Source organism: Pseudonocardia sp. (genome assembly GCF_050246655.1).
Classification (GTDB): domain Bacteria; phylum Actinomycetota; class Actinomycetes; order Mycobacteriales; family Pseudonocardiaceae; genus Pseudonocardia.
Genome location: NZ_JBFWVQ010000065.1, coordinates 1 through 26611, shown reverse-complemented (window position 1 = coordinate 26611; position 26611 = coordinate 1). Strand labels below are relative to the sequence as shown.

At 72.0% G+C, this 26611-nt stretch carries 30 protein-coding genes, 2 tRNA genes and 1 other RNA gene; 9 read left to right on the top strand and 24 right to left on the bottom strand.

All coding sequences use genetic code 11. The features are described 5' to 3' along the window. Nucleotides 1-45 precede the first annotated feature (45 nt). Together AB7J25_RS19710 and AB7J25_RS19705 are read right to left on the bottom strand one after the other, a co-directional pair. Complete coding sequence (locus AB7J25_RS19710) at nucleotides 46-495, bottom strand: FHA domain-containing protein FhaB/FipA (protein WP_428511046.1); 450 nt, start codon at nucleotides 493-495, stop codon at nucleotides 46-48. A 77-nt stretch (nucleotides 496-572) separates the two neighbouring features. Beyond that, nucleotides 573-1958: a DUF3662 and FHA domain-containing protein gene (locus tag AB7J25_RS19705; RefSeq protein WP_428511045.1), complete on the bottom strand. Its 1386-nt coding sequence runs from the start codon at nucleotides 1956-1958 to the stop codon at nucleotides 573-575. 202 nt (nucleotides 1959-2160) lie between these two features. On the opposite strand from AB7J25_RS19705, the gene AB7J25_RS19700 reads away from it, so the two are divergent. Beyond that, nucleotides 2161-2243, top strand: a tRNA-Leu gene (locus AB7J25_RS19700). Nucleotides 2244-2285: 42 nt separating this feature from the next. Here the strand turns inward: AB7J25_RS19700 and AB7J25_RS19695 are convergent. Then, entirely contained in the window at nucleotides 2286-2894 is a 609-nt protein-coding gene (locus AB7J25_RS19695) for a uridine kinase (protein WP_428511044.1), read from the bottom strand. Nucleotides 2895-2994: 100 nt separating this feature from the next. Between AB7J25_RS19695 and AB7J25_RS19690 the strand changes: the two genes are divergently transcribed. Together AB7J25_RS19690 and AB7J25_RS19685 are read left to right on the top strand one after the other, a co-directional pair. After that, a complete protein-coding gene (locus AB7J25_RS19690) occupies nucleotides 2995-3780 on the top strand; it encodes an IclR family transcriptional regulator (protein WP_428511043.1) in 786 nt (261 codons plus the stop codon). A 101-nt stretch (nucleotides 3781-3881) separates the two neighbouring features. Beyond that, entirely contained in the window at nucleotides 3882-4670 is a 789-nt protein-coding gene (locus AB7J25_RS19685; RefSeq protein WP_428511042.1) for an enoyl-CoA hydratase/isomerase family protein, read from the top strand. A gap of 4 nt (nucleotides 4671-4674) precedes the next feature. Here AB7J25_RS19685 and AB7J25_RS19680 read toward each other — a convergent pair whose 3' ends face one another. Both AB7J25_RS19680 and AB7J25_RS19675 read right to left on the bottom strand, forming a co-directional pair. Then, the gene (locus AB7J25_RS19680; RefSeq protein ID WP_428511041.1) at nucleotides 4675-4848 is read right to left on the bottom strand and encodes a DUF397 domain-containing protein; all 174 of its coding nucleotides are present in this window, start codon (nucleotides 4846-4848) and stop codon (nucleotides 4675-4677) included. 133 nt (nucleotides 4849-4981) lie between these two features. Beyond that, nucleotides 4982-5875: a helix-turn-helix domain-containing protein gene (locus AB7J25_RS19675; protein WP_428511040.1), complete on the bottom strand. Its 894-nt coding sequence runs from the start codon at nucleotides 5873-5875 to the stop codon at nucleotides 4982-4984. A gap of 380 nt (nucleotides 5876-6255) precedes the next feature. Between AB7J25_RS19675 and AB7J25_RS19670 the strand changes: the two genes are divergently transcribed. From AB7J25_RS19670 to AB7J25_RS19660, 3 genes are all read left to right on the top strand, one after another. Continuing rightward, nucleotides 6256-6426, top strand: a complete 171-nt coding sequence (locus tag AB7J25_RS19670) for a hypothetical protein (RefSeq protein WP_428511039.1) — start codon at nucleotides 6256-6258, stop codon at nucleotides 6424-6426. A 4-nt stretch (nucleotides 6427-6430) separates the two neighbouring features. Further along, the gene (locus AB7J25_RS19665; RefSeq protein WP_428511038.1) at nucleotides 6431-6589 is read left to right on the top strand and encodes a hypothetical protein; all 159 of its coding nucleotides are present in this window, start codon (nucleotides 6431-6433) and stop codon (nucleotides 6587-6589) included. Nucleotides 6590-6708: 119 nt separating this feature from the next. Further along, nucleotides 6709-6894, top strand: coding sequence for a hypothetical protein (locus AB7J25_RS19660; RefSeq protein WP_428511037.1), 186 nt, complete (start codon nucleotides 6709-6711; stop codon nucleotides 6892-6894). Between the two features lie 148 nt (nucleotides 6895-7042). On the opposite strand, the gene recR is transcribed toward AB7J25_RS19660, so the two are convergent. The 8 genes from recR to AB7J25_RS19620 form a co-directional block, all read right to left on the bottom strand. Next, nucleotides 7043-7660 (bottom strand): recombination mediator RecR, encoded by a 618-nt coding sequence (recR, locus tag AB7J25_RS19655; RefSeq protein WP_428511036.1) that lies wholly within the window; start codon nucleotides 7658-7660, stop codon nucleotides 7043-7045. A gap of 7 nt (nucleotides 7661-7667) precedes the next feature. After that, nucleotides 7668-7988, bottom strand: a complete 321-nt coding sequence (locus tag AB7J25_RS19650) for a YbaB/EbfC family nucleoid-associated protein (protein ID WP_428511051.1) — start codon at nucleotides 7986-7988, stop codon at nucleotides 7668-7670. Between the two features lie 71 nt (nucleotides 7989-8059). Further along, complete coding sequence (locus AB7J25_RS19645; protein ID WP_428511035.1) at nucleotides 8060-8758, bottom strand: DedA family protein; 699 nt, start codon at nucleotides 8756-8758, stop codon at nucleotides 8060-8062. Between the two features lie 42 nt (nucleotides 8759-8800). Beyond that, nucleotides 8801-10774: a hypothetical protein gene (locus AB7J25_RS19640; RefSeq protein WP_428511034.1), complete on the bottom strand. Its 1974-nt coding sequence runs from the start codon at nucleotides 10772-10774 to the stop codon at nucleotides 8801-8803. Between the two features lie 82 nt (nucleotides 10775-10856). Further along, a complete protein-coding gene (locus AB7J25_RS19635) occupies nucleotides 10857-13052 on the bottom strand; it encodes a DNA polymerase III subunit gamma and tau (protein ID WP_428511033.1) in 2196 nt (731 codons plus the stop codon). A 76-nt stretch (nucleotides 13053-13128) separates the two neighbouring features. After that, an RNA gene (ffs, locus tag AB7J25_RS19630) (signal recognition particle sRNA small type) lies at nucleotides 13129-13223 on the bottom strand. Nucleotides 13224-13246: 23 nt separating this feature from the next. Next, nucleotides 13247-13852, bottom strand: coding sequence for a DedA family protein (locus AB7J25_RS19625; RefSeq protein ID WP_428511032.1), 606 nt, complete (start codon nucleotides 13850-13852; stop codon nucleotides 13247-13249). A 3-nt stretch (nucleotides 13853-13855) separates the two neighbouring features. Next, nucleotides 13856-14395: a hypothetical protein gene (locus AB7J25_RS19620; protein WP_428511031.1), complete on the bottom strand. Its 540-nt coding sequence runs from the start codon at nucleotides 14393-14395 to the stop codon at nucleotides 13856-13858. Nucleotides 14396-14562: 167 nt separating this feature from the next. Here AB7J25_RS19620 and AB7J25_RS19615 point away from each other — a divergent pair. Further along, nucleotides 14563-14647 (top strand) — tRNA-Ser (locus AB7J25_RS19615). 320 nt (nucleotides 14648-14967) lie between these two features. On the opposite strand, the gene AB7J25_RS19610 is transcribed toward AB7J25_RS19615, so the two are convergent. The 7 genes from AB7J25_RS19610 to AB7J25_RS19580 all read right to left on the bottom strand — a co-directional run bounded on the left by AB7J25_RS19610 (nucleotide 14968) and on the right by AB7J25_RS19580 (nucleotide 21074). After that, nucleotides 14968-16197, bottom strand: a complete 1230-nt coding sequence (locus AB7J25_RS19610) for a tyrosine-type recombinase/integrase (protein ID WP_428511030.1) — start codon at nucleotides 16195-16197, stop codon at nucleotides 14968-14970. After that, a complete protein-coding gene (locus AB7J25_RS19605) occupies nucleotides 16194-16397 on the bottom strand; it encodes a helix-turn-helix domain-containing protein (protein ID WP_428511029.1) in 204 nt (67 codons plus the stop codon). The genes AB7J25_RS19610 and AB7J25_RS19605 overlap by 4 nt, the downstream gene beginning before the upstream one ends. Next, complete coding sequence (locus tag AB7J25_RS19600) at nucleotides 16397-18091, bottom strand: replication initiator (RefSeq protein WP_428511028.1); 1695 nt, start codon at nucleotides 18089-18091, stop codon at nucleotides 16397-16399. The genes AB7J25_RS19605 and AB7J25_RS19600 overlap by 1 nt, the downstream gene beginning before the upstream one ends. After that, a complete protein-coding gene (locus tag AB7J25_RS19595) occupies nucleotides 18088-19701 on the bottom strand; it encodes an FtsK/SpoIIIE domain-containing protein (RefSeq protein WP_428511027.1) in 1614 nt (537 codons plus the stop codon). The genes AB7J25_RS19600 and AB7J25_RS19595 overlap by 4 nt, the downstream gene beginning before the upstream one ends. Beyond that, nucleotides 19701-20078 (bottom strand): WhiB family transcriptional regulator, encoded by a 378-nt coding sequence (locus AB7J25_RS19590; protein WP_428511026.1) that lies wholly within the window; start codon nucleotides 20076-20078, stop codon nucleotides 19701-19703. The genes AB7J25_RS19595 and AB7J25_RS19590 overlap by 1 nt, the downstream gene beginning before the upstream one ends. Further along, nucleotides 20078-20512: a hypothetical protein gene (locus tag AB7J25_RS19585; RefSeq protein WP_428511025.1), complete on the bottom strand. Its 435-nt coding sequence runs from the start codon at nucleotides 20510-20512 to the stop codon at nucleotides 20078-20080. Before AB7J25_RS19585 ends, AB7J25_RS19590 begins: the two co-directional genes overlap by 1 nt. A gap of 145 nt (nucleotides 20513-20657) precedes the next feature. Then, entirely contained in the window at nucleotides 20658-21074 is a 417-nt protein-coding gene (locus tag AB7J25_RS19580; protein ID WP_428511024.1) for a plasmid replication, integration and excision activator, read from the bottom strand. A 126-nt stretch (nucleotides 21075-21200) separates the two neighbouring features. On the opposite strand from AB7J25_RS19580, the gene AB7J25_RS19575 reads away from it, so the two are divergent. After that, nucleotides 21201-22034, top strand: a complete 834-nt coding sequence (locus tag AB7J25_RS19575) for a hypothetical protein (RefSeq protein WP_428511023.1) — start codon at nucleotides 21201-21203, stop codon at nucleotides 22032-22034. Between the two features lie 6 nt (nucleotides 22035-22040). Then, complete coding sequence (locus AB7J25_RS19570; protein WP_428511022.1) at nucleotides 22041-22976, top strand: hypothetical protein; 936 nt, start codon at nucleotides 22041-22043, stop codon at nucleotides 22974-22976. A gap of 1507 nt (nucleotides 22977-24483) precedes the next feature. On the opposite strand, the gene AB7J25_RS19565 is transcribed toward AB7J25_RS19570, so the two are convergent. From AB7J25_RS19565 to AB7J25_RS19550, 4 genes are all read right to left on the bottom strand, one after another. Then, nucleotides 24484-24960: a methyltransferase family protein gene (locus AB7J25_RS19565; protein WP_428511021.1), complete on the bottom strand. Its 477-nt coding sequence runs from the start codon at nucleotides 24958-24960 to the stop codon at nucleotides 24484-24486. A gap of 156 nt (nucleotides 24961-25116) precedes the next feature. Next, on the bottom strand, nucleotides 25117-25815 hold the full coding sequence (locus tag AB7J25_RS19560) for a cation diffusion facilitator family transporter (protein ID WP_428511020.1): 699 nt from the start codon (nucleotides 25813-25815) through the stop codon (nucleotides 25117-25119). After that, complete coding sequence (locus tag AB7J25_RS19555) at nucleotides 25812-26165, bottom strand: ArsR/SmtB family transcription factor (protein ID WP_428511019.1); 354 nt, start codon at nucleotides 26163-26165, stop codon at nucleotides 25812-25814. Before AB7J25_RS19555 ends, AB7J25_RS19560 begins: the two co-directional genes overlap by 4 nt. A gap of 46 nt (nucleotides 26166-26211) precedes the next feature. Beyond that, the coding region (locus tag AB7J25_RS19550; protein ID WP_428511018.1) for an LURP-one-related/scramblase family protein at nucleotides 26212-26611 on the bottom strand (400 nt) is incomplete at its 5' end.

Below are 26611 nucleotides of genomic sequence, written 5' to 3'. Positions count from 1 at the left end.
CTCCGAACGCCGTCGGTGCCGGAACGGCCGGCCGCCTCATGACCGTCATGACCGCAGCTCGATCACGGTCTTGCCGATGCGGACCGGGACGCCCAGGGGAACGCGGGTAGGTCCGGTGACCTTAGCCCGGTCCAGGTAGGTGCCGTTGGTCGACCCGAGATCCTCGACATACCAGTCGTCACCCTGCTGCGAGATCCGGGCGTGCCGCGTCGATGCGTAGTCGTCGTCCAGCACGAGCGTCGAGTCGTCGGCCCGCCCGATCAGGATCGGCCGGGAGTCCAGGGAGACCCGTGTCCCCGCCAACGCGCCGTGCGTGACGATCAGCTGGCGCGGGAGCTTGCCCCGGCCGCGGCGCTCCGACCGGCCCGGCAACGCGGCCCGCAGACCCGCCGCCGCGTACAGGTCCGAGCGCACCACCCGGAGCGCAAACAGCACGAACAGCCAGAGGAGGGCCAGGAAGCCCGCCCTGGTGAGCTGCAACACCACCTCCGCCACGCGCGGCGAACTCCATTTCTGCGAACCGCTTCGTCGACGTTGACGTGTCTACCGCACGTCCCGATCCGGCCCGGCGATCAGGCCTGGGTGCGGAAGACCAGGCTCGAGTGGCCGACGCGGATCACGTCTCCGTCCGAGAGCTGCCACGTCTGCACCGGGCTGCCGTTCACCGTGGTGCCGTTCGTGGAACCCAGGTCCGACAGCGTGGCCGTCTGGCCGTCCCAGCTGATCTCGATGTGACGGCGCGACACACCCGTGTCCGGCAGCCGGAACGACGAGTCCTGGCCACGGCCGATGACGTGCGTGCCCTCGGTGAGCTGGAAGCTGCGGCCCGAGCCGTCGTCCAGGCTGATGGTGGCCGTGAGCTGCTGCGGGTAGCCGCCGCCCCAGCCCTGCTGCTGGCCGTAGCCCTGGTCGTAGCCCTGCTGGCCGTAGCCCTGGTCGTAGCCCTGCTGCTGCCCGTACCCCTGCTGGCCGTAGCCCTGCTCGTAGCCCTGGGGCTGGCCGCCGTAGCCGGGCTGCTGGCCGTAACCCTGCTCGTAGCCCTGGGGCTGGCCGCCGTAGCCGCCGCCCTGCTGGCCGCCGTAGCCGGGCTGCTGGCCGTAACCCTGCTCGTAGCCCTGGGGCTGGCCGCCCTGCTGCTGGCCGTACCCCTGCTGCTCGTACCCCTGCTGCTCGTAGCCCTGCTGCTCGTAGCCCTGCTGCTCGTAGCCCTGCTGGCCGTACCCCTGCTGGTCGTACCCCTGCTGGCCGGCGTAGCCGCCCTGCTGCGGGTAGCCGCCTTGCTGCTGCCCGTACTGGTCGTACCCGCCCTGCTGGCCGCCGTAGCCGCCCTGCTGCGGGTAGCCGCCTTGCTGCTGCCCGTACTGGTCGTACCCGCCCTGCTGGCCGCCGTGGCCGCCCTGCTGGCCATAGGCGTCGCGTTGATCACCGCCCTGCTCGTACCCGGCAGGCGGGGCGTACGTTTGCTGCTGCCCGTAGGGGGCGCCACGGTCGTAGCCGTACTGCCCGTTCTCCTCGGGGTGGCCGGGTTGCTGGCTCATCGGTGCTTCTCCTGCGTCGCGTGCTCGGGTGGTGTCCCGACGGGAAGCGTCGGGATCCACGGCCGAGCGGGTGCGGAACTGTCCCGTGTGCAGCGCATCGGAGCGCTCCAGAAAGACTACGACCTCACCGTAGGTGTCCCAGCCCTGGTCGGTGAGATGTTGGGTGACGAAGCGGGTGAGTTGGTACTCGTTGAGCTCCGGGTCACCGGCCGCACGATCGGAGTCGGACGGGCTGAGCAGCACGGTGTAGCTGTTCGGTACGAGACGGTACCCGCCCGGCTGCTCCCTGACGTTGTCCTCGGCTTCCCTGAGCAGCGCCTGTCGTATCTCTTGGGGAACGACGCCACCCCCGAAGACCCGCGCGGAAGCGTCGCCCACCATCCCCTGGAGACGGCGTTCGAATCTTCCGACACGACCCACCCGATCATCCTCCCAGCCGCCCGGCGTGTTGCTGACGGGACCGATCGTATCTGTGGTAGCCACCGTCGTGAGTGCCCCGTCGCCCGTCCGGGTCGGGACGGGTCTCCGAACGGTCGCGCAAGGTCTTCGCCGAGCCTCCCGGCCCCCGTCCGGCCCCGCCCGACGGGGGCGCGCGAGCTCCGTGCTAGCGTGCTCCACGCCAGGGCGAGTGGCGGAATGGCAGACGCGCACGGTTCAGGTCCGTGTGTCCGTAAGGACGTGAGGGTTCAACTCCCTCCTCGCCCACACTACTCGGCGGCCCGGGCTGGCCGCCTTTCTTTTCCCAGGTCAATGCACCATTGCCGGCCGTTGCGGATGGTCGGCCCGCACCAGCACGTCGGCCCTGGACGGATCGTTCTCCCGCTCGTAGCGCGCGTACGCGGCGAGCGTCCAGCGCTGCTCCGCGGACGTGTGGCGCTCCAACGCCGCGGCCGACATCTGCAGGTGCACCGTCAGCTCGAACGGCAGGCCCCGACCCAGCAGGAGCCCGCCCGCCACGATCACGACCCCACCGTCGCCGAGAGCGACGTAAGCGTCCCGAAAGGAACGGTCCGCCGCGGCGTCCCAGAGCCGCGGCAGCACCCGTCCCGATCCGGGCATCGGGTCCAGCACCTCCCGGCGCAGCGCCGCGGTGTCCAGCGCGAGGTCGAGCAGCGCGTCCGCGTCCGTGCGTCCGTACTCCAGGCGTACCGACGCGGGCCGCAGGAAGTCGCCCGCGCGCACCAGGAGCGCGGGCCGTCCCAGCACCGGGAGCCGTCGCACGACGTCCGCGGCCAGGTCCTCCGGACCCGTCGGCGGCGCCCCGTCGACCGCGACCCGCAGCCGCCCCGGCCGCGCCGTCACGGCCCGCGAGATCTCCTCCGCGAGCCGTTCGCGGGTAAGGGGGGTGACCTGCACACCACCTATCCTCCCGGCCGTGACCGATGCGAGTACGCGTGCGGGGCGGCCGTCCGATCGGTGGAGTGCGCCACCGCCGTCGCGGCCGGACACTGATCGCGTGAGCGGCGACGCGGCGGTGTCCGGGGGCGGATCCTCGGTGACCCGTGCTCTGCGCGTCGTCGAGGCCGTCGCCGCGGCCGGGGACGGCGTCACCGCGAAGGCCATCGCGCGGCGTCTCGGCTGCCCGTTGCCGACGGCCTACCGGACGCTCGGCACCCTCGTCGAGGAGGGCTACCTCGTCCGCCTCCACGACGTGCGCGGTTACGGCCTCGGCTACCGCATCGCAGACCTGCACCGCAGCCTCGCCTCCCAGGTGGCGCCCCCACCGGAGGTGCGGCGGGTGCTGCACGAGATGCACACGAGCCTCGGCGCGGCCGCCTACTACGCGGTGTTCCGCGACGTCGAGATCGTGGTCGCCGACGTCGCGGATTGCGCGGATCACCCCCGTCCCGAGTCCTTGCGCATCGGTGAGCCCACCGCGCCGCACGCCACGGCGGGCGGCAAGGTCATGCTCGCCGGGCTGCGCCCCGCCCGGCTCGCCGAGCTGCTCGCCCGCACCGAGCTGTCCAAGCTCGCCCCCCGCACCGTCGTCGAGCGGCGGGCGCTGGACCGCGAACTGATGCGCGTGCGGTCCGCGGGCGTCGCCGTCGAGGTCGACGAGTTCCAGGCCGGCCGCGCCGGGGTCGCCGCTCCCGTGCTGGGCCTGGACGGCGAGGTCACGGCGGCCGTCGGGGTCGCGGTGGCGCGCGCGGAGTTCAGCTCGCGGCGCTGGGAGCTCGAACGTGGCGTGCGGGGTGCCGCGGCCCGGGCGGGGGCGTTGGCGCGGGCGGCGCGGTCGTCCTGAGGTCCGCACCGCCGCGCGAGAGGCACAGGAGAGTCGTCGTGGCGCCGTTCCAGGACCCTGACGTCCCTCTCGCGCTCGATCACGACAGTTAGCCTGCCGCGATGACCGACCCCGCGGGCCTCGTGGACTATGCGCTCGACGACCACGTCGCCACCATCACCTACCGACGTCCGGACAGGCTCAACGCCATCGACGGGGCGATGCGCCGCGACATCAACGCGGCGTTCGACCGCTTCCGCGGCGACGACGATGCGTGGGTCGCGATCGTCACCGGCTCCGGACGCGCGTTCTGCGCGGGCGCGGACCTGCGGTCGGAGACCGGCAACCCCGCGGGCGACTTCCCCGGCTCGTTCTGGGAGCGCCCCACCGTCAACTCGTTCGAGAGCGGCTGGGAGATCTTCAAACCGGTGATCGCCGCCGTCAACGGCTACTGCCTCGGCTACGGCCTGACGCTCCTCACGTGGTGCGACTTCGTGATCGCGTCCGAACGGGCGAGCTTCGCCTTCCCCGAGGTGACGGTGGGGATCCCGACGATCGTCGGCGCGCTGCGGCTGCCGCAGCGGATCGGCTGGCACCACGCGATGGAGCTGCTGCTGACCGGCGAGCGGATCGACGCGGCCCGCGCCGCGGAGATCGGGCTCGCCGGGCGCGTGGTGCCGCACGAGTCGCTGATGGACGAGGCCCGCGCGCTCGCCGGGCGCCTGACGAAGGCGGCGCCGCTCGCGCAGCGGGCGACGAAGGAGATGGCCGTCCGCGGTCCCGCGATGGGGCCGGTCGACGCGATCCGGTTCGGGGAGACGATGCGCCGGGTCGCCGCCGCCACCGAGGACGCGGCGGAGGGTGCGACGGCGGCGCGGGAGCGGCGGGCGCCGGTGTGGCGGGGGCGGTGAGCGGTCAGCTGAGGTCGAACTCGCCTGCCCTCACCCCGGCGAGGAAGGCGTTCCACTCGGCGGTGGTGAACTCGAGGACGAGCGACTCGTCGCGGCTGTGGCGCACCGACACCCGGTCCCCTCCCGTCCGTGCCACGGCCACGCATGCTCCGGAGCCTTGCGAATAGGAACTCGTCACGAACCGTGGTTCCCCGTCGTCGCGCCGTACCAGCACTCGATCCCCCTCGTCGCGAGACACCGGGGAAGAAGTCTAAACAGCCGACCGGATCGTTATCCAACGGCGACCGGCTCACGTGCTCGACCGCCGGGCGTCAGGGGCCGGTCTCCGCACGGTGCCAGTCCTCGGCGGCGCGCGCGAGCCGCTCGACGGATTCGGACCGGTCCAGCGTGTCGGTCAGCATGAGCTCGAACTTGCGATCGTACTCCTCGAGCGTGTCCTCGCCCGAGAGGTACTCGGCGTTCTCCCGGCCCTCGAAGTAGACGCAGTCCCCGTGCTCCTCGGCGAACCGCATGACGATGAAGGGCCCTCCGATGGCGGCGGCGGAGGGAACCGTGACCGGAAGGATGCGGAACTCGACGTGGGCGAGATCCTTCTGCAGGGCCTCGTGCAGCCACTCGGCCTGCACGCGCATGACGTGCGCGTTCCCGACCGGGCGCAGCAGCGCCGCCTCGCTCAGCACGACCTCGTAGGTGCGGCCCGTTGCGGTGCGCAGGATCTCCTGGCGCCGCAGGCGGAACGCGACGAACCGCTCGCGTTCCTCGTCGGTGTGCGCGGGGAAGAACCAGTCCGCGACCGCGCCGATGTAGGTCTCGGACTGGAACAGGCCGGGGAAGATCTCCGACTCGAACCAGCGCAGCGAGAGGGCCTCCTGCTCCAGTTCGACGTAGCGGAGCAGGTGGTCGGCGAACATGTCGCTGCGTACGACGTCGCGGTAGTCCGCCCACCACTCGTCACCCTGGCCGTCGGCGGCGAGCTCGAGGACCTTCTGCCGCGTCTTCTCGTCGAAGATCTTGTAGAGATCCAGTAGGTCGCGCACGTCGCGATGGCGCGGGATGCCCTTGCCCGTCTCCAGGCGACTGACCTTGCTCAGCGAGCAGTCCAACGCCTTCGCGGCGTCCTCGATGAGCAGCCCTGCGTCGGTGCGGTACTTGCGGAGTTCCCGGCCGAGCCGCGCGCGGCTCGCCGATCGGCTCGGCGGATTCATGTCGTCCCCCTCGACGGCATCTCCGACGCAACGTCGTGATGCAACTGCAGGCAGCAAGCGATGTGCTGCAAACGATCGACCATGGCAATCAGGTTCGGCGTTGGGGACACACGCGAGAGTCGAAAACCAGCCCGTGATCGTTACCTACGGTGATCGTGTTGGCGGGCGTGTTGCTGCGGTCTCCGGGCATCACACAACTCTATCGACCGGGTCGTCGCCCGTCAGGGGGGATATCCCCCGATGTCATCCCGATGTCACAGCAGCAAGGGGTCGGGTCGTACTGAGGGTGTGAGCTGGCTCGGCGACGAACGGCGAGCGAATGCACTTGCACAGCACAAGTGCATTGATAAAATGATGTGCATCACGCAAGGGGGTCACCGATGAGCGTGGTCGTCGTGGTGCTGGGGGTGCTCGCGCTGGTGGCGCTCTGCACCCTCATCGGCGTGATCGAAGGACGCGCCCAGCAGGAGGCGTACCGGCGGCTGGAGGGCGTCCCGGGCGAGGAGGCGGTGTCCCGCCGGGGATCGCCCGCTGCGCATCCGAGGAGGTGAGGGCATGTACCTGGTGATCGTCCTGGCCGGGGGGCTCGGGGTACTCGCCGGGGTTGCGGTGGTCATGGCCATCGTCGACCGGTCGCTCGAGTACCGGTGGCGCGCCATCGCGGCGGAGCGGCGCCGGCGGGCCGAGCAGCGGCGCGCGGGAACGCGCTGGTGAGAGGCGTGCAGCGGGCCCGACCGGTCGCGGGGTGGTCGGGCCCGCTGCGCACAGCAAGATCCTTCTGATCCCGCAGGCACCGCCGTCCGTGAGCCCGGTACGCAGACGGAGGTGGCGTGATGGACCTGATGATGTACCTCGTCGGAGGGCTCGTGCTGCTCGTGGGCATGGCCGTCGTCACGGCCGTGGTGGACCGGATGCACGAGCACCGGCGGCGGTTCGACGCGGCGCAGCGGCGCCGGCGGTGGGAGCAGCGGCGGGAAGGTCGCGGGGAGCCGACCCGGCAGGAAGCGATCCTGCGCTGAGTCAGGATCCACCGCGCCTTGTCGCCGGTAGGCGCGCCCGGGTGGTGCTCCCGAGCTGGTCGTCCGGACCGGTCGTCGCGCTTCGCAGGGTTCGGGTTCGGCGGGGCCCAGGCCACCGGTGGGTCCAGGCCGAGGCGCCGCGCGACCGTCAGATCGCCCGGCGACCCGACAGCGCCCGCCCGAGCGTCAGCTCGTCGGCGAACTCGAGGTCGCCGCCCATGGGCAGGCCCGACGCGGGGCGGGTGACGGTGAGCCCGGGGAAGTCCCGCAGGAGCCGCACGAGGTAGGTGGCGGTGGCCTCACCCTCGGTGTTGGGGTCCGTGGCGATGATGACCTCGGCGATCTCGGTCTCGTCGGCTGCGGGGCCGGTGCCGCCGAGGCGGGCGAGCAGCTCGCGGATCCGCAGGGCGTCCGGGCCGATGCCGGACAGGGGGTCCAGCGCGCCGCCCAACACGTGGTACCGGCCCTTGAACTCCCGGGTGCGCTCCACGGCGAGGACGTCCTTCGGCTCCTCGACGACGCAGACGATCGTGGGGTCGCGGCGGGCGTCCGCGCAGTAGCGGCACCGCTCGCGCTCGGCGACGTTGCCGCACACCTCGCAGAACCGGACGCCCTGCCGGACCTTGGCCAGGACGTCCATGAGCCGCTGCACGTCAGCGGGCTCCGCGCCGAGCAGGTGGAAGGCGATGCGCTGGGCGCTCTTGGGCCCGACGCCGGGCAGCCTGCCGAGCTCCTCGATCAGGTCCTGGACGGGCCCCTCGAACACCTCGGGCTCACATGCCGGGCAGGCCGAGCCCGCCCATGCCGCCCCCGAGCGCACCGGCGAGCGGCCCCATCGCGGCGGTCTGGCGCTCCTTGGCGAGGCGGGAGGCGTCCTGGAAGGCGCCGAAGACGAGGTCCTGCAGGGTGTCGACGTCCTCGGGGTCGACGACCTGCGGGTCGATCCGGACGCTGCGCAGCTCGCCGGATGCCGTCATCGTCACCTGCACGAGCCCGTTACCTGCCTGGCCGGTGACCTCGGCGTTCATCAGTTCCTGCTGCGCCGCCAGCATCTGCTGCTGCAGCTGCTGGGCCTGCTGCATGATCATCTGCATGTCGGGCTGACCGGGTTGCACCTGCACTCCTCGCGTCGACGGCTCGGCAGCCCAGAGTAGTCGCGCGGGCGTCAGCGGGCGGTGGCCGGACCCTCCGCGGGTTCGTCCTCGACCCGCTGCTCGGCGGCGGCCTTCTCAGCTGCCGCCTCCTCGGCGTAGCGCCGCGCCAGTCGCTCGGTCTTGCGCTTGACGGCGTAGCCGATCCCGAGCCCGGTGCCGACGGCGACCAGCAGCGCGATCCACGAGAACCGCTTCAGCCAGACCTCGGCGACGACGCCGAGCCAGTAGATCGCCGCCGTCGTCCCGCACGCCCACGCGATGCCGCCGAGGACGTTCGCGACCAGGAACTTCCGGTACTGCATCCCCAGGGCGCCGGCGAGTGGTCCGGCGAGGATCCGCAGGATCGCGACGAACCGGCCGAAGAACACCGCGTACACGCCGTACTTGCGGAACACCCGCTCCGCGAACATCACCTGGACCGGCCCGAAGTGCTTCGGGAACCGCCTGGCGAGCCGCTCGAACAGCGGCGTGCCGTAGCGGTAGCCGATGGCGTAGCCGATGGAGTCGCCGACGATCGCGCCCGTGGTCGCACCGATCGCGACGCCGACCGGGGAGATGTCCAGCCCCGGCTGAGCGGCCAGCAGCGACGCCGTGACCAGCACGATCTCCCCCGGCAAGGGGATTCCGAGGCTCTCCAGGCCGATGACGAGCCCGACCGTGACGTACACCAGGAGAGGCGGGATCCCCGTGAGGAAGTGCTCGACGGGCATGGGACCCCTTCGACCGGGACGGTGGAAAACGCCCGGGCGAGTCTAGTCCCGCGCGGCCGGGGGGAGTCGGGAGACGACGAACCGCTCGAGCAGCCGGGCCGGGACCGGACCGCCCACCGGGACGAACCACGGCCCGAACGGCCGTCCCGCGACGAACCGCCAGCGTCGGGGCACGCGGTCCACCGCGACGGCGTGCACCGCCACCCCGGCCGCGGTGACGTGCAGGGCGAGGAACGACTTGTGGTCCTCGATGGCCTGAGCGGAGAACAGCTCGTTGGTGTTGACGTCCCAACGCGTGCCGCCCGCGACCAGCAGGTACGCCGCCACCACGAGCGGTCCGACGAGCACCCCGGCGCCGAACGAGGTGACCGCGAGGAACTCTCCGTCGGTGATGCCTGCGTCCAGGTAGGGCACCGTCGTCACCCAGGCGGCGATCGCGGCGATCGACACCAGACCGGCGACGACGCGCGCCGCCAGCACGCTGCGCCGCCGCCGGCCCCGCAGCGGGAAGCCCCACGAGCGCGACGGGTAGTCGTCCAGGACCCCGATCGCGCCGACCACGAGCGTCACGCAGGCGACGGTGGCGAGCGTGACCACCGCGATCTGTTCCGGCTCGTACCCGGCGAGGATCTCGGAGTGGAAGCGGGCGAACCGCACGACCGCGCCGACGGCGACCACGTGCAGCGTGAGATGCAGCGACGCCGCCGCGATCCGGGGAACGGGACGGCGGCGGGAATCGCCCGCGAACGCGTACAGCAGGGCGAAGAGCCCGGTCATGACGACCGTCGTGAGCACGAGCGGCAGCACGGCCTCGCGCCCCGGCTCGGGGGTGAGCGCCGTCCAGCCGGCGTCGAGGACCAGGGCGAGCAGCAGGTAGGCCACCGCCGTGACCAGGAAGAAGGTCTTGTTGCCGTAGATGCGCCAGAGCACGTTCCAGGCCAGCCGGCCGGTGTGCTCGGGGAAGACGGTGCACCGGGTGAAGCGTTCCGGCTCGCTCTTGGCCGGGTCCATCATCTGCTGCGGGGGCAGCTCCAGCTCCGTCGGCAGGTTGTGCGTCCCCGACAGGTACGCGCCGCCGCCGCCGGCGGTGATCTTCTGCTCCCCGGACTCCGGCTGCTCGTAGCGCGCGTAGTGGTGGGTGTCGCCGGACAGCGAGATCCGTACCCGCGCGCCCGTCGGGGCGAGGATCTCCCGCTGCACGTACTCGATCTGCGCGTACACCTCCGGATTGCGCGGCCCCGCCGCCACCCAGGACGGCTTGGCCCAGCAGAGGATCACGCCGTCGTCGGGGGAGAGCTCCCCGGCGACCGTGCGGAAGAACTCCAGCTGCGGCTCGTCGACGTCGGCGTCCAGCTGGATGTCGATCGCCCACAGCCACCACCGCTGCGGCAGCTTCACCGCGAAGTAGCTGCGCCGCTGGCGGGTGCGCCAGCCGCCGATCCAGCGGTCGCGTTGACAGAACAGCTTGATGAAGCTGACCAGGCCGTCGTACCAGTCGTGGTTGCCGGGCACGGCGAGAACCTGCCGCGGCGGTCCGGGGGCGGCGCACTCGCGACGGTCCGGCTCCGCCGACCACGGCAGCATCGCGCGGTAGGGCCCGACGAGCCGGTCCGTGTAGTCCTCCTTGGACCCTGTCGGATACGCCTCGTCACCGCCGAACACCAGCAGCTCCGAGGGCTCGATCCGCGCGGTCCCCAGGGCCAGCGGCTCCGTCCGCCCGACGAGGCCCGCCACCGCGGCGGCCGCGTTGAACCCGTCGCCGATGTCCGACACGTAGTCGATCCACAGCTCGTCGCGCCGCGACAGGTCGACGATCAGCTCGTCCGGGTCGACCGGGGTGCTGGCCTGCAGCTCGCGGCGGTCCACGAAGTTGCCGAACACCTGCGAGACCACCGCCTCGCGGGCCGTCTGCAGCAGCAGGCGCACCGAGAACCAGCGCAGCCGGGGGCGGGCGGTGAAGCCGACCTGGTCCGGGGCAGCCGAGCGCGGGGCGGCGGGCGTCGACGCCTGGGTCATCGCTCCTCCAGCGGGTGCACGGAGAACGCTGCCTTCCGTGCGTCGGGGCGGCCGGTCGGGGCGGCCGTCTGGCGTGCGAGGCTCAGCCGCGGTCGATCGTGCGGGCGCCGAGCTGTGCGGTGAGCAGCTCGATCGCGACCTCCTCCGGGTCGCGGCGGGGTGGGGCCTCCCCGGCGTCCGCGGCCGCCTCGGCGATCATCGACTCCTCGTCGTCGGGCGGCGCGTCCTCCGGAGGGGGCTCCGGCGGCAGGGGCTCGTCGTCGACGACGGCGCGTTGCCGCGGCGGCGGCCGGTGGGCAGGCGGCTCGGGGCGTGGCGCCGCGGCCCGGCCCGCAGACGGTGCCTCACCGGACTCGCAGCGGATCCGCCAGCGCACCCCCAGCACGGCGTGCAGGGCCTGGGTGACGATCTCCGCATTGCGTTGCTCCGCCAACCGCCGGGCGAGCGACGGTGCCCCGATGTGCAGGACGAGCACGTCCCCGTCCACGGCGCGCACGGTGGCGTTGACCAGCATCGCCTCCGTGCTGCGGCTGTGCTGCTTGGCTGTGGCGAGGATCTCCGGCCAGACGCGGCGGACGGCCGCGGCGTCCAGCCCGGTCGGGGTGGGCACGGGATCGGTGGAGGTGGACGACGGCGGCGGGCCGGCCTGCTCGCGGGGTGTGGGGTCCGCGTCGGCGTGTCCCGGCTGCGACGAAGCGGCGGGGGTGGTGGGCCGGTCCGACCGGGGTGTGCCGGCCTGCCGCGGGCGGGTGGCGGTGCCGGATCCCGCCGGCGGCGCGGACGCCCGCCGGCTCGGCGGAGCGGCTGCGCCGGCCGCATCCGGTGGTGCGGCCGCGGATCGGTCCGGTGCCGTGGGCGTACCGGCGGGTCCCGGTCGCGCGGAAGCGGGGCGGTTCGGCGGCGCGGCCGTACCGGTCGGGTCCGGTCCCACCGATCCGGGTCCGGCGGCGTCGGAGCGGGGCGCCGGCTCCTGCCGGTCCGGCGGACCGTCGGGTCCGCTGGTTCCGTCCGCCGCGGCGCTCTCCCCGCGCACGCTCGGGCGGGTGAAGCTGCGGCGGGCCGCCTCGTCGTCGGACGTCGCGGCATCGTCGCCGGTCACGCCGCCGTCCCCTGCTGCGGGAGCGATCGCGATCCGCCGCTCCATCCGTTCGAGGCGCTCCAGCAGACCCGAGTCGGACGCGGCGGGCAGGAGCATCCGCGCGCAGAGCAGTTCGAGCAGCAGGCGCGGCGCCGTGGCGCCGCGCATCTCGGTGAGCCCGGTGTGCACGATCTCGCCGTACCGGGCGAGCGTCGCGGGCCCGAGGCGCGCGGCCTGCTCGACCATGCGTTCCAGCTCGTCGTCCGCCGCGTCCACGAGCCCGCGGTTCGCGGCTTCGGGGACGGCCTGCAGCAGCGTGAGGTCCCGCAGCCGCTGCAGGAGGTCCGAGGCGAAGCGGCGCGGGTCGTGCCCGGCCTCGACGAGCCGGTCCACCGCCTCGAACACGGCCGCGCGGTCGCCCGCGGCCAGGCCGTCCACGGTGTCGTCGATGAGCGCGACGTCCGTGACCCCGAGCAGCGCGACGGCCCGCTCGTACGTGATGCCCTCGGGCCCGGCCCCGGCGAGCAGCTGGTCCAGGACGGAGAGCGTGTCGCGGGCCGAGCCACCGCCCGCGCGGATGACCAGCGGGTAGACGGCCGGGGCGACGACGGCGCCCTCCTCCACGCAGATCCGTTCGAGCAGCGTGCGCAGGATGCCGGGCGGGATGAGGCGGAAGGGATAGTGGTGGGTGCGCGAGCGGATCGTCGGCAGCACCTTGTCCGGCTCCGTGGTGGCGAAGACGAAGACCAGGTGCTCCGGTGGCTCCTCCACGATCTTCAGCAGGGCGTTGAAGCCCTGCGTGGTGATCATGTGCGCCTCGTCGACGATGAAGACCCGGTACCGGGACTCGGCGGGGGCGAAGAACGCCCGGTCCCGCAGCTCGCGGGTGTCGTCGACACCGCCGTGGGAGGCGGCGTCCAGCTCGGTGACGTCGATGTTCCCCGGCCCGCCGGGAGCGAGCGACACGCAGGACGGGCAGGTGCCGCACGGGTTCGGGGTGGGCCCCAGCTCGCAGTTCAGGGACCGGGCGAGGATGCGCGCACTCGACGTCTTCCCGCAGCCGCGGGGCCCGGAGAACAGGTAGGCGTGGTTGATGCGCCCGGACTCGAGGGCGACGCTCAACGGCTCGGTGACGTGCTCCTGCCCGACGACGTCGGCGAACCGTGCCGGACGGTACTTGCGGTACAGGGCCAGCGCCACGCCGCGAGGCTACCCACCCGCCCCGACGGTCCGGGACCCCGCTCGACCGAGCGCGCCCGGCCGGGGTGCCCGGGGCATGAGGGGACCCCGCGCACCCGCCAGAGCCCGCTGACCCTTGCTGCCTTCCGGCCCTGGGGGGGTTCGCAGGATGGACGCCACGCGGGGTCCGGCGCCGAGTGTAGCCGCGGCCGGTCTCATGCCGACGAGGTGTTCCGCACCTTGCGGAACACCAGCACGCCGAGCAGCAGTGCGACCGCGCACGCCACCGCCGCGCTCACCGGCCCGAGCGCCGACTCGACCACGCCCCAGTTCTCCGCCAGGGCCCAGCCCAGGCCGATGAGCAGGGCGTTCCACACCGCGCTCCCGGCCGCCGTCAGCACCGTGAAGCGACCCAGCGGCATCGCCGCCACCCCGGCCGGGATCGACACGACGCTGCGCAGCAGCGGCACGCACCGGCTGCCGAGGACGAACGCGCCGCCGTGACGGTCGAACAACGCGCGTCCGCGCTCGAGGTCGCGGCGGTTGGTGAGGACGAACCAGCGCTTCCCGGCCAGGTCGTAGAGCCGGTCGTAGCCGAGCCACCGGCCCAGCCCGTACAGCAGGTACGCCCCGGCGACCGCCCCCACCGTCGCGCCGACCCACAGCGCGACGGCGGAGAATGCGCCCTGGCTCGCCCGGTAGCCCGCCAGCGGCAGGATCGCCTCCGACGGGATCGGCGGTACGACGTTGTCCAGGAAGATCAGCAGGCCGACGCCGACGGCCCCGAGGGCGTCGATGACGGAGAAGATCCACTCCGTCACCGCTCAGAACTCCCCGAAGCCGCCCTCGTCCCAGCCGCCGTCGTCGACGGGCTCCTCGACCGGTTCGGCCGCCACGTCCTCCTCGACGGGCGGCTCGTCGTCGAACATCGCGTCCGCGATGGCCGTGCCGATGAACGCTCCTGCGACGCTCGCCAGCAGCGTGCCGGCGATCATGCCGCCCATGCCCGGCACGCCGCGGCCCGGGCCGAGCGTGCGTTCCATCGTGCCGGGCCGGCTCATCTCGGCGCGGGTGACCATGCGGGCCAGCGCCTGCGGGTCCGAGGACGTGGCGCGTTCGGACTCGGGGACCGCCGCGCTCAGGTCCGTCAGCACCCTGTGGCGCTGCTCGGGGGTGAGCTTCGCGAACGCCTCGGCGTGCGCCTGCTCCACGGCGTCCGGCGGGGCGGTGCGCAGCATGTACCGGTAGCGCTCGATCGCGGCCTCGTCAGGGTCCTGGGGAGCCCGCGCGGCGGACGCGCGGTGGACCGGCGGCTGCGGGGGTGCCGGGGCGAATCGCTCCTTGAGCTTGTCGAGCAGGCCCATCGTCCGGGCTGACCTCCTCCGACCGGCTCCGTTGCGGCGGGCCGGTCGATCGTCGTCGAACCGCCGGTGGGGACCGGCGGGATGTCCAAGAGTCAACGAATAGTAAAGCCTTCGGGTTCCTCACCGTGCTGCAGGGACGCCCGCCGGGTCCCGCTATGCTCGCCGACGGAGGATTCGCCTAGAGGCCTATGGCGCACGCTTGGAAAGCGTGTTGGGTTCACGCCCTCGCGGGTTCGAATCCCGCATCCTCCGCGCCTGTGACCAGCGCAGACGCCGGGACGCCCTGCACGGAGCGACCCGGCGTTTCGCCGTCCAGTCTCAGTTGCAGTCTCAGTCGGCATCGTCGCCCGCCCGGTCCTTCCGCCTTCGGACTACCGTCGCGACGAGCAGCGAAGACAGCACCGGAAGCACCACTCCAGCTAGTGCTATCCATTGATCGATCGACACAGCACGCCCTCCTGAGCCCGCGGGACCTGTCATCCCGTTCTCGCGTCACGCGCCAGGCCGTTGGTGCAACTGCAACTGCGGGTGACGATGACGGACTGCAAACGACCGTCTGCCAGAAAGTGACGTCACTCTTTCGGGTGGTTTGATCCCCAGATCAGGCCGTCGATCCGTCGGGCAATGTCGTTACGGATCGTCACAGTCATGTGCTGGTACCGAGCGGCCATGGCGGTGGTCGACCAGCCCATCAGGCCCATGACCGCCCGCTCGGGAACGCCGAGGATGAGCAGCACCGTCGCCGCTGTGTGCCGGGCGTCGTGGAGCCGCCCGTCCCGGAGGCCGGCGCCGGCGAGCAGCCGCTTCCAGTGGTGGTAGTCGGTGCTCGGGTTCACCGGCTCGCCGCGCGGCGTCGTGAAGACGTAGCCCGAGTCTCGCCAGAGCTGCGCGGCCCGGTCTTGCTCGGCGGCCTGCTCGTCCCGGTGCGTGCGCAGGAGCGCCACGAGCTCGTCCGGGAGGCCGACGGCGCGGCGGCCCGCGCGGGACTTGGTGTCGTCGGTCTCGGGTCGGGTGAGCTGGCGGTTCGGGCAGTAGCCGGCCTTCCGCCCGCAGGTGTCCCCGCAGCCATGCGCGTACTTCGGCCGGAGCCGGCCCCTCCGTACCCATAGAGTGCCCGCGTCGAGGTCGACGTCCTTCCACCTCAGCCCGAGCACCTCGCCCTGACGGAGTCCGAGCGCGAGCGCGATGGCCCATCGTGCGCTGTTGCGCTCCGTGCTCGCCGCCTTCAGGAGCGCCTGGACCTCCTCGACGGTGTACGGCTCGATCTCGGTCTCGTCGACGCGCGGTGGCTTCGCGAGCTTCGCCGGGTTGCGGGTGATCCGTCCTCGGCGTTCGGCCTCACCGAGCGCGGTGCGGATCGTGCGGTGCGCCTGGTGAGCGGTGCCGGGGGAGCTGCCCGCCGTGACCATTCGGGCGTACAGCCGCTCCAGGTGCTCCGGTTCGAGCCGGTCCAGCCGGTGCGCGCCGATGCCCGGGACCAGGTGGGTGCGGATCGCCACCCGGTAGCCGTCCGCGGTGCTCTCCCGGACGGCAGGGGCGGCGATGCTCTCCACCCAGTAGTTCAGCCACTCCGCGACCGTCCACACACGGCCGACGTTGCGAACCGAGCCCTTGTCGCGCTGACGCTCCAGCTCACGGACGGCCTTCACGACGTCGGCCCGCGACTTGCGCATCACGTGGCGCCGGTCCGGCTTGCCGTCGTCCTTAACCCCGACCGTTACGCGGCCGTGCCAGTAGCCGTCCTTGCCCTCGTAGATCGAGGACGCCATGTTCGGTTGTCGAGTGCGTTTCCTGCTGGTCATGCGGCTTCACCGCCGGTCCGCAGGCTCTCGACGTACCGGATCAGCGCGTCCGCCGGGATGCGGCGCAGCCGGCCGATGGTCACCGACTCGACCGCGCCCGAGCTGATCAGCGAGTACATGAGCGTCCTGCCGATCCCCAGCCGTTCGGCGGCCTGCTCGACGGTGAGGACCAGGTGGACGACGTGGGCAGTGCTGTCCATCAGGCAGCCTCCTCGTGATCGCTAGTTGCCGACCGGTCTTGCTCTGATGCGAGCTGTTGTGCGGCGTCGTAGTCGGCCTTCCAGCGCTGTCTCTCCGCGATCGCGTGCAGCAGCAGGACGGGTCTGCTCGGAACGTCCGGGTCACCCGGCTTCGTCCGTTCCCACTCGAACGGGCCGTCGTCGATGGCGTAGCCGGGTCTCACCCCGGCCTTCTGCAGCAGTTGCCGAACGAACGCCGCCCGCTCGGCGCGGTGGTCGTCCAACGTCTTGTTCGACCACTTCCGCGAGACGAGGACGCGGCGTCCGGCGATGCCGAGGTGTTCGGGCTTGTGCGCCTTGCCCTTGCACACCCCCGGCGTGGTCGAGAGCCGCGCGCCGCGGGGTTGGATGCCGTAGAGCAGCCACACCGGGCAGCGCGGCGAGCACGGGGTCACCCGCAGCTCCGCGGTGAGGCGGCGGTGGTGTTCGCGCTGCCGGTCGGTGGCGTCCTGGTCGAGGCCGGCGGCGTGGCTGACGCTCTTGGTGAGGTACTTGGTGAGGTAGCCGGTGTGGCGGCCGGCTTCTTCGGTGCCGCCGAGGATGCCCTTGACGTGCACCTGTGTCCCGAACCGCACGACGTGGGTGGGTGCGGTGAGGATCTCGGGGTCGGTGGCCTCGTCGAACGTCGGGAGCGGTTCGCGGGTGTCGGGGTCGACGAACCCGTCCTGGTGGTCGTCCCAGCGCGGCATCCGATCCCCGGTGTAGCGGATCTCGTCGTGCGCGGGCCAGTACACGCCGTGGTAGGTGGCGGCGGCGATTGCCCGCAGCTCCGCGCGGGGGATGGTGCCCCGGACGGCGGCGTGGAAGTGCGGGGCGCCCCGTTTCTGGGGTTCGACGGTGCCGAAGTACTGCACGTCCCAGCCGACGCAGCGCCGGGTGTTCTGCCAGAACCGATCCACTAGGCGCGGGAAGTGGATGGCGTCGCGGGCGGCGCGGCGGTAGTCGTAGCTGTCGGGGTCGAGCGCGGCCCCGTCCTGGTCGACCCGGCCGTAGGAGTCCAGCGTCAGGGTGAGGAACGTGGACGGGCGGTAGCGGCCTCCGTAGACCCGCCCCAGGGTCCTGTTCTCGACCGGGCGGCGGGGCAGGTTGGGGGCGTCCTGGCGGCGGCGGGTGGAGCGCTTGCGGGCCTTGTTCTCGGGGTCGAGGGGAACGAGTCGGCCGCGGATCCCGGCGCCGCGGATCTCTGTGTCCAGCTCGGCGACGATGTCGCGGATCTCCTCACACGCCTCGGCGTCCCCGAGTTCGCGGGCGAGGGTGTAGCGGGCGTGCAGGTCCGCGCGGGTGGCGAGCAGTCCCTTCTGCCGCTCGGTCGGAACCGGGGCCGGAGGATTGGGTTCGTCCTCGAGGTGCCAGCCCTCGCGGCACTGGACCATCCGCAACCGGCGCGCCTTCTCCGCACAGGGCCGGCACTTGGCCTCATCCCGGGCCCCGCACGGAACCGGGACCACGTCGACTCGCCCCGTCGAGGTCTCCAGCCGGCGCATGGCCATCGGACGCACGCACACGCCGTGGTCCTCGGCCAACTGCTTGGCGACGTCGCCCGAGAGGGCGAGCAGGGCCTTCTGTGCGCGGGTGAGCTGCTCCTGGTCCACCCAGTCCGTGCCGGGAGCAGGCGCACCAACGAGGGCGGGGGTGGTCTGGTCGAGCACGCTCATGCCAGGCCTCCGGCGGGTCGGGGTGCGGGCAGCGTGAGGACCTGCCCCGCGAGGGCGGGCGCAGGTGCCGGGGCCGACTCGGTGGTGACGAAGTTCTCCAGCTCCTTGATGGTCTGGTCGGGCACCCAGGCCGAGCGCACGCGCAGGGGTTCGCGGATGCCTTCGCCGAACAGGTACGCCACGCCGGCCTCCGTCTCGCCGATGCGGTTGGCCCAGGCGCCCCGGTCGTAGGCGTGATCCCCGAGCACCATCGCCACATGCGACTTCGCGGCCACGCGCAGGCAGGCGCGTCGGGGGAACAGCTCCCGGACTGGGACGGTGTCCTTGGTGGGTTCCTGCACGTAGCCGCGGACGGTGTAGCCGAGTGCGCGGCCCTGGGTGGTGAGCACGGCGACCCGGTCGGTGATCTGCTCGCGGGTCTTGCGGTCCCCGATGTAGCGCAGCAGGGCGCCGATCTCGTCGAACTCCAGCAGCTCCCAGGGGTGTTCGCGGCTGGCCGGGATGCTGCGGCGCCGCCCGGCGAACTCGGCCTTCCGCTGCTCCATGCCCTCGATCAGGTCATCGAGCAGCGCGAGCGCGTCCTTGCTGGTGACGGCGTAGCGGTGGAAGATCCGCCGCCCGTACGCGAGTTCCATCCCCTTGGGGTCGATCCCCGAGACCCGCACGAGGCCATCGCGGATCGCCGGGGCGATGGACACGATGGGTGCCCAGCAGAACGAGCCCTTCCCCGCCCCCGTCGCGCCCGCGTACAACGTGTGGCCACCGGCCAGGGATTGGTGCCAGTCGGTGCCGTACTCGGTGCGCCCCGACCACACCCGCCGCAGGTCCACCCCCTCACCGGCCACCACCGCGGGGTCGGCAGCGTCGGCGAGCGCGGGCAGGACGGCGAGGCTGGGGCAGTCGACGGGCTGCGCGAGCAGGTTGCGGCGCTGGAAGTCGATGGACACCAGGCGTGGGCCGATCTCGCGGACCTGGCAGCGGGCCACCCCGCGGGCGACGGCCAGGGCGCGGGCCGCCTGGTCGTACTCCTCCGGGGTCTGGCCTGCCACCAGCCGGACCCGGACCTCGTCCCACGAGGCGCCCGAGCGCACCCCGACGATGCGCGGGAGCTGATCCGCGCGCGGTTGTGGCTTGGGACGGATCGCGGTCTTGCGGAACGGGTTGACCTGCACCGTGATCCCGGTGTCCGGGTCGGGCACGGTCAGCCCGCAGGCGCGGAACCACCGGCTGGCGCGGGGGGCGTAGAGGGTCCAGCGCTGCCACCACGACCGCAGATGCAGACCCACCCACGGCTCGAACACGTCCCGGGCCGCGAGCCGCCACCCCACCAACCCGACCACGACCGCAGCGAGGGTGATCACGAGGGACGGCCAGCCGAACCAGGAGCACCAGATCACGACGGCCGTGGTGGTGAGGGTCGTGCGCCACCAGCGGATGGCCAGCCGGACCAGGCGATACAGGCCTTTGGCGAGCAGCCACACGGTGACGAACACCGCGGCGATCACCGCGAGCGCCTCGATCAGCTTGGTGAGGGCCTGGCCGATGCTGTGCAGCACCCACATGCCGACCCCGAGGCCGGCGGCGAGCATCAGCAGCGATCCGGTGGTCATCACGCAGCCCCCTTCCGGGACGTCGAGCCGTGGGTGAGGTCGAACAGGCCGAGCTGCACGCCGGCCATCACCGGCACCGGGACGGGGATGTCGAGTGCCACCACCCGGGGTGCGCGGTCGCGGGCGAACAGCGCCGCGCGCTCGTCAGCGGAGAGGCCGCCGCACACGCCGAAGCGTTCGGCCGGGTCCTCCGAGCCCATGACGTCGGCCAGGCACTCGACCCGGACGGGGCAGCCCGCGCAGACGGCCTTGGCGCGGGTGACCGCCTGCTCTCCGGCGGGGCCGGTGTCGATCGGGAAGAACACCTCCGGGTCGGTTCCCGGGGCCGCGCACGCGGCGCGCAGTCGCCAGGCGCGGCCAGCAACCTCGGTGATCATCAGGCCACCGCCCCGTGCTCGTCGCGGACCTGGTCGTCGTGGACGGGGTCGTCGTGGGCGGTGGGTGTGAGGTGGTCCCAGGTGGCCCACAGCCCGGAGCCGTGCGGGTCGCCGTTGGCGCGGGCGGTCCAGTCTCGGGCGGACTGGCGCCAGAAGCGGGCGGCGTTCTGTTCGTGGTGGCGGGCGAGCAGGGCGGCGTGGCCGTAGATGCTGGGGGTGTGCGGGTCGTGGTAGCCGTGGCGTTCCAGGACCCGCCACCACCCGGCGCGGCGGGCGCAGACCAGGGCGAGGGCGGCGGCGCGGTGGGCGTGCTCGGTGTCGGTGCGCTTCGGCATGGCGGATGCGTCGGCGTACCGGTCGTCAAGCTCGTCCAGCGCAGCCGCGACGTGGGCGGGCGCGGGCGTGCTGGTGGTGCGTGTCTGGTCGGGTGTCATTACTGTCGGTGTCCTTCCGAACGAATCGCCTGCTCAGGGCTGGTTGTGTTGGGAAGACCCAGGAGGGGAGCCCGGTGGCCGCCGTGGCTCCCCTCCGCCCGTCCCGGTGTGCTGCGCGCGGGACGCGGGTCAGGGGTGGGTTGGGTCAGGCCGCGTCCTGCTTGCCCGGCCGGGCACCGATGTGTGGGGCGCGCATGCCGGTGGCGCGCAGGCTGTAGGCGATGCGCGCCCGACCGCCGTTCTCGTTGACGTAGGGGGTGACGGTCAGCCCGTCGAACTCGACCGGGCGGAACGGCATCCCCGCCGGTGCCTCCGGGGGGACCGGCTGATGCGTGGCGGAGATCTTCACCGTCACCGTCTTGGCGTCCTTGCGCGCGGCCGGGTCCGGGTCGAGCACCGACACCGCCCACACCAGCAGCCCGGACTCCTTGTCGGTCGCCTGCACCGGGCGGGCCGCGGTGGACTTGTCGAAGTCGCGCACCGGCTCGACCTCGGAGACCACGTAGGCGCCGTGCGGGAAGATCTCGCCCATCGACACCTGGAACCTCGACTTGATCGCCATCTGATCGCCTCTCTCGTTTATCCCCCTAAACCAGCGGCGCTGAGTGGAGCCAGGCCGTAGAGGGGGGGTAAACATCAAGATAGACGGTGTTCGCGCGATCCGTCAAGTACCCCTAAACTCGCGGCCGTGACGAGCCCTGACGACTTCGACGCCGTGCGTCGCGACCCGGACCCGATCCGGCGCGGTCGGCGGGCGACGGCGCTGATGGCCGTCTACCAGCAGCGCGCCACCGAGCTGGCCCGGCTGCGCCGCGAGGCCATCGAGGAGGCCCACCGCACCCAAGGGCTGACGTTCACCGAGATCGCCGCCGCACTGGGGATCACCAAGGGCCGGGTGACGCAGATCCGCACCGGCGCCCCGAGCCGCGAGCGCGCGTTCTTCGGGGTCGGCCCGGTGCATGTCGGGGTGCCGCTGCGCGAGGGCAGCGACGACCGGATGCGCTCCTACGTCGACGCCGCCGACCTCGCCACCCAGGCCGACACCGAAGCCCTGCTCGCCACCCTCGCCCTGACCGCCGAGCCGTGCACCATCGCCCCCGACCAGGACAGCGCCCCCGACGGGGACGTGGTCGTGATCTGCGGGCCGAAGTCCGCCCCACTCGGCGCGCAGCTCCTGGACGCCGACCCCCGTCTCGGCATGCTCCGCGCAGACGGGCGCTGGTGGATCGTCGACAAGGCGACGGGGGAGCGGTACGCCTCACCGTTCCGCGACGACCCCGCAGGGCGCGGGGACATCGGGTACCTGTCGCGGCGCCACCAGGGTGGCCGGATCATCGTGCACATCGCAGGCATCCACAGCCCTGGTTCCCGCGGTGTTCTGCACTACCTCACCGGGCACCTCGCCGAGCTGTACCAGCAGGCGGGGGACCGGTCGTTCAGCATGGTCGTGCGCTGCCAGCTCGCCGAGGACGGGGTCACCGTGACCGGCAGCGAGATCCTCGCTGGCCCCCACATCTGGTAGCCGTCGGTGAAGGTCGCCATCGCCCAGCTCGCCGGTGACGGCGGACCCAATGCCGACCGCGTCTTCGTCACCGACCAGGCCGTCATCGTGCTCGATGGCGCATCCGCGTTCGAACCCGTCGACCTCGACCCCGGCGACTATGCCCAAGCCCTCGGCGAAGCCATCGCCGCCCAGCTCGACCACGAGCCGGCCATCCCGCTCACCGACGCCGTCGCCACCGCCATCCGCGTCGTGACCGAACGGTTAGACCTCACGCCGGGGCGGTCACCGTCCAGCACCGTCGCCATCCTCCGCGTCCGCGACCACGCGGCTGACCTCTACGTCCTCGGCGACAGCCCGATCCACTACGGCACCGACACCACCGCCCACGAGCTGCTCGACAACCGCATGGCAACAGTCGGCACCATCCAGCGCCAGGCCTACACCGCCACCCTGCGCGCCGGCCATGGCTTCGACCACCAGCACCGCCAGACCCTCGCCGAGCTCCAACGCGTCGAGCGACAACATCGCAACCGTGAACCCGGCTACTGGATCGCCGAAACCGACCCTGCCGCCGCACACCACGCACTCACAGCGACCCTCAAACCCGACGCGATCACCTGGGCCGTCCTCGCCACCGACGGCGCCAGTGACCCCCTCCAGCACCTCGGCCACCGGTGGCCCGACATCGCCCATCACGACAGCACCCAGCTCGCCGGACTCCTGGCCCAAGTCGACCGCTGGGAGCAGGACGCCGACCCCGACGCCCGGCAGCTACCCCGCAGCAAGCGCCACGACGACAAGACGATCGCCGTCGTCGTCACGTGTAAGCAACCCGCGGCGCTGCCGAATCCGTATGTAGGAGATCAAGGCGCCGCCTGCGGCGGCGCGCGGCCGGCTGCGCCGGCCCCGCTCGGCTCGCGCCTCTACCTCCGGCCCGGCGCGGCCGGCGGGACCGGCTGACCGGCCGCACCACGACAACGAGGACCCGCTCCACCACGGGAGCAGCCAGCAGCACACGTACCCCGGGTTGAGCGGGGAAGTGTCGCGCGGTCGTCCGTTGGTCCCGCAAGGCAAGGCGACCGCCCGAGGTGGGCGAGCAGGCGGGCCGGCGTCCGACCGACCCATTCGCAACGCTGCTCCAAACGGGTAGATCTGTGACCTCAGTTCTCGTGGGCGGTTCACGAGCAGTCTTTACACGTCCTGCTGGGTGAACCTGCAGGTAGACCCCCGACGCGCCTTCTGTGCGGCTTTCGGAAGTTGCCGGAACTTGCCGGAAGTTGTCGAGAGTTGTCGGCAGGAACGGGCCGACGTCGGCCACCGTTGCGACGATCGATCGTGAACGTCAGGCCTTTGGGGCGCTATCCTTCGAGCGTCCTGAGCGTGCGCTGAGGACGCCAACCTGAAAGGAGGCCGGATGGCCGAACCTATTGGAGGCCGACCGCCACCGACCAACCCGGACCGCGACCGCTGGAACCTGCTGGTGCGAACAGCCTGTCTCCTCGCGGTCGCGGCCGTTGGGTGGGACCCAACCCTCGTGATCTCGATACCTGACCTGGGGATATGGGTCCTACTCGGCCGCTAGACACTGCCGAGCGGTGGTCGTCCAATGAGGCGGTCACCGCTCCGTGCACTGGCGACAACGCGAGTGTACAACCACGGAGAGCAAGTTTGGCATCATAGTTCTATGAGTCTTTTTCGCAAACTACCGCAAGGCGCCACGCAAGCCGCCGCAAAGTTCTACGCAAACTACCAAATCCTGCGCCGCAAACTTCCGTAAAACCTATTGCGCGAAACACCGCACGCCGAACGCGCCAGCTCGCCAGAAGCTCGAAGCACGGGGGTAATTGCCCCTCCGCCTCAAATCATCCACGCCGCGATAGCCGCGTCAAGGGCGGCTGCGCCGTCGCTTCGCGATGCCCTCCGGGCACCCCTGACCCGGCTATCGCGGCGTGGTGAACGGCAAGCGGGAGGGAGCCGGGGAGGGAAATGGGCAGTGTCGCGAACGTGGTCGGTTGGACGGTCCGCTGCGGTCGTTCACGGGCGACGACCCTCGCCCGTCCGTGCTTGCGGCCATGGTCGGGCGGCCTCACGCCGGTGCTGAGGCTGATGGCACGGCCACTGGTGATCGACGAGGCAGTCTCAGTTCCAGTCTCATTCGCCGCCGTCCGGCCGGGTCCGCGGGTCGTAGACCGCCGAGCTGCCGCCGCAGGTCGGGACTGGGGCAGCCGCATCCGAACAAGATCATGCAGAGTTGGAAAGCGTGTTGGGTTCACGCCCTCGCGGGTTCGAATCCCGCATCCTCCGCGTCGATTCAGCGCCACTGATCAGGCAGAACAGGCCGGGACGCTCGGGAGAGCGCCCCGGCCTGTGCCCGTGGTGGTTGCCGTGGTGGTTGCAGTGGCCGCCACGGCCGCTCCAGGCCGTCGATCAGGTGTCGAGGCGACGGCTCCGGCTGCGCGGCCGGCCCTCAGCCCGTCCGGGTCGTGCCTCGGCCCTTGAGCGTCGGCAGGAATCGGCCCGAGCCGGCCGCGTACGCCGCGTACTCGGGCCCGTGGGTGCGTCGCAGGTAGGGCTCCTCGACGACCCGGACCTGGATCTCCAGCGCGGCGACGAGACAGGCCAGCGCGAGCAGCGCGGCCATCGTCGGGACCATCAGCAGCATGCCGGCGGCGACCGCGCCCATCCCGGTGAAGATCGGGTTGCGGACGTGGTGGAACAGGCCGTCGGTGACCAGCGTGGTCCGCTCGCCCTCGTCGACGCCGATCCGCCACGACGTCCCCATCTGGGCTTGGGCGACGAGCACCAGCACCACTCCGGCGACCGCGAGCACGAGGCCCGCGACGCCGATCGCCGGGTGCGTGAGCGTGGCTGGCGGGCTGGTGATGCCGGTCAGGACGAGGACCGGTGCGGCGAGCCCCAGGACCACCGCGACGGGGAACAGCACCCCGCCCCAACCAGGCCGGCGATCCCGGCCGTCCGGAGATGCCTCGGAAGCCCGTGGTGCCGGTCGCCCGCCAGAGCGCCCAGGTGCGCCAGCCGAAGGCGAGGCCGAGGCCGGCGAGGTAGAGCGCGAGAGCCACCCACGCCCATCCGGCGGCGCTCATCGAACCTGCTCCGAGCAGCAGGGACCGGTGCCACCGCAGGCATCGTCCGCGTGGCGGTCCGCGTCGCGCACCGCGACCGGGGCGCAGCACGCGTCCCCGCGCCAGGCTGCGCGACCCTCACGAACGGCGATCACGGCCAGGCCGAGCGCCGCGACCGGATCCGCCCACCACCAGCCCAGGGCGGCGTTGAGGACCAGGCCGATCAGCACCGCGGCGGACAGGTAGGTGCACAGGAGCGTCTGCTTGGAGTCGGCGACCGCACTGGCCGAGCCGAGCTCCCGACCGGCCCGCCGCTGCGCCAGGGACAGGAACGGCATCACGAGCACCGAGACCGTGACCAGGACGATGCCGACCGTCGACCGCTCCGGCTCGTCGCCGGTGAGCAGGGTGCGCAGCGCCTCCACCGTGACGAAGGCGGCCAGGGCGAGGAACGAGCCGCCGACCACCCGCAGCGCGGTCCGCTCCCGGCGCTGCGGATCCGGGCCGGCGAACTGCCAGGCGATCGCTGCCGCGGAGCTGACCTCGATCACCGAGTCCAGCCCGAAACCGATCAGCGCCACCGAGCCGGCCACGGTGCCCGCGCTGATCGCGATGACCGCCTCGACGACGTTGTAGGAGATCGTCACGGCGACCAGCAGCCGGATCCGCCGTCGCAGGACCAGCCCACGGGCCGGGGAGAGCACGGGGCTGCTCACGAGGCGTCCCGCCCGGCCCGCTCCGGCTCGCCGTAGACCGGGCACAGTGCGACCGCGTCCCCGGTGCGTGCCAGCAGCGTCTCCGCGCTGCGCAACAGGTCGATGAGCTCCGGGTGGCTGAGGGAGTAGAACGACTGCCGCCCCTCGGCCCGGTAGCCCACCAGGCGGCAGTCCCGCAGGCACGCCAGGTGCTTGGACACCGTCGACTGCGCGAGACCGAGCCCCCGGGTCAGGTCCACCACCCGGGCCTCACCCTCGGCCAGCCGCAGCACGATCGCCAGCCGAGTCGGGTCTCCCAGGGAACGGAACAGGGCGACCGCGGACGACGGCGCGCAGCAGGTCATCGCCATTGGGCGATGTTAACCCCTGTCAGCGATGTCGGGAACCCCGTCGCGGTCAGTCGTGGGTCATCGAGTCGATGACGGCGGTCACCGCCAGCAGCAGGATGTCTTTCTGCCCCGGAGCGATCTCGACGCCATAGGTGTCCGCGACCCGGAACCAGCGCTTGGACACCTCCGCCACCTGCTCGCCGTCCGCCTCGATCTTGTACTCGTGATCGACGATGTTCCCCTTGACCTCGAGGTCGGGTCCGTCCTCCACCGAGACGGACATCCGATCACGCAGCACGTGCACGAGGGCCTTCTTCACGGTGGCGACCGTGTGGCCGTCCGCGTCCTCGATCTCCATGGTGTCGCGCACGCGGAGCTTGCGTTCCTGGATCCGCAGCAGCGTGTTGCCGTCGGCGTCGTTGAAGTTCATGGTCTCCCGGATCCGCAGGGCCTTCCCGTCGACCTTG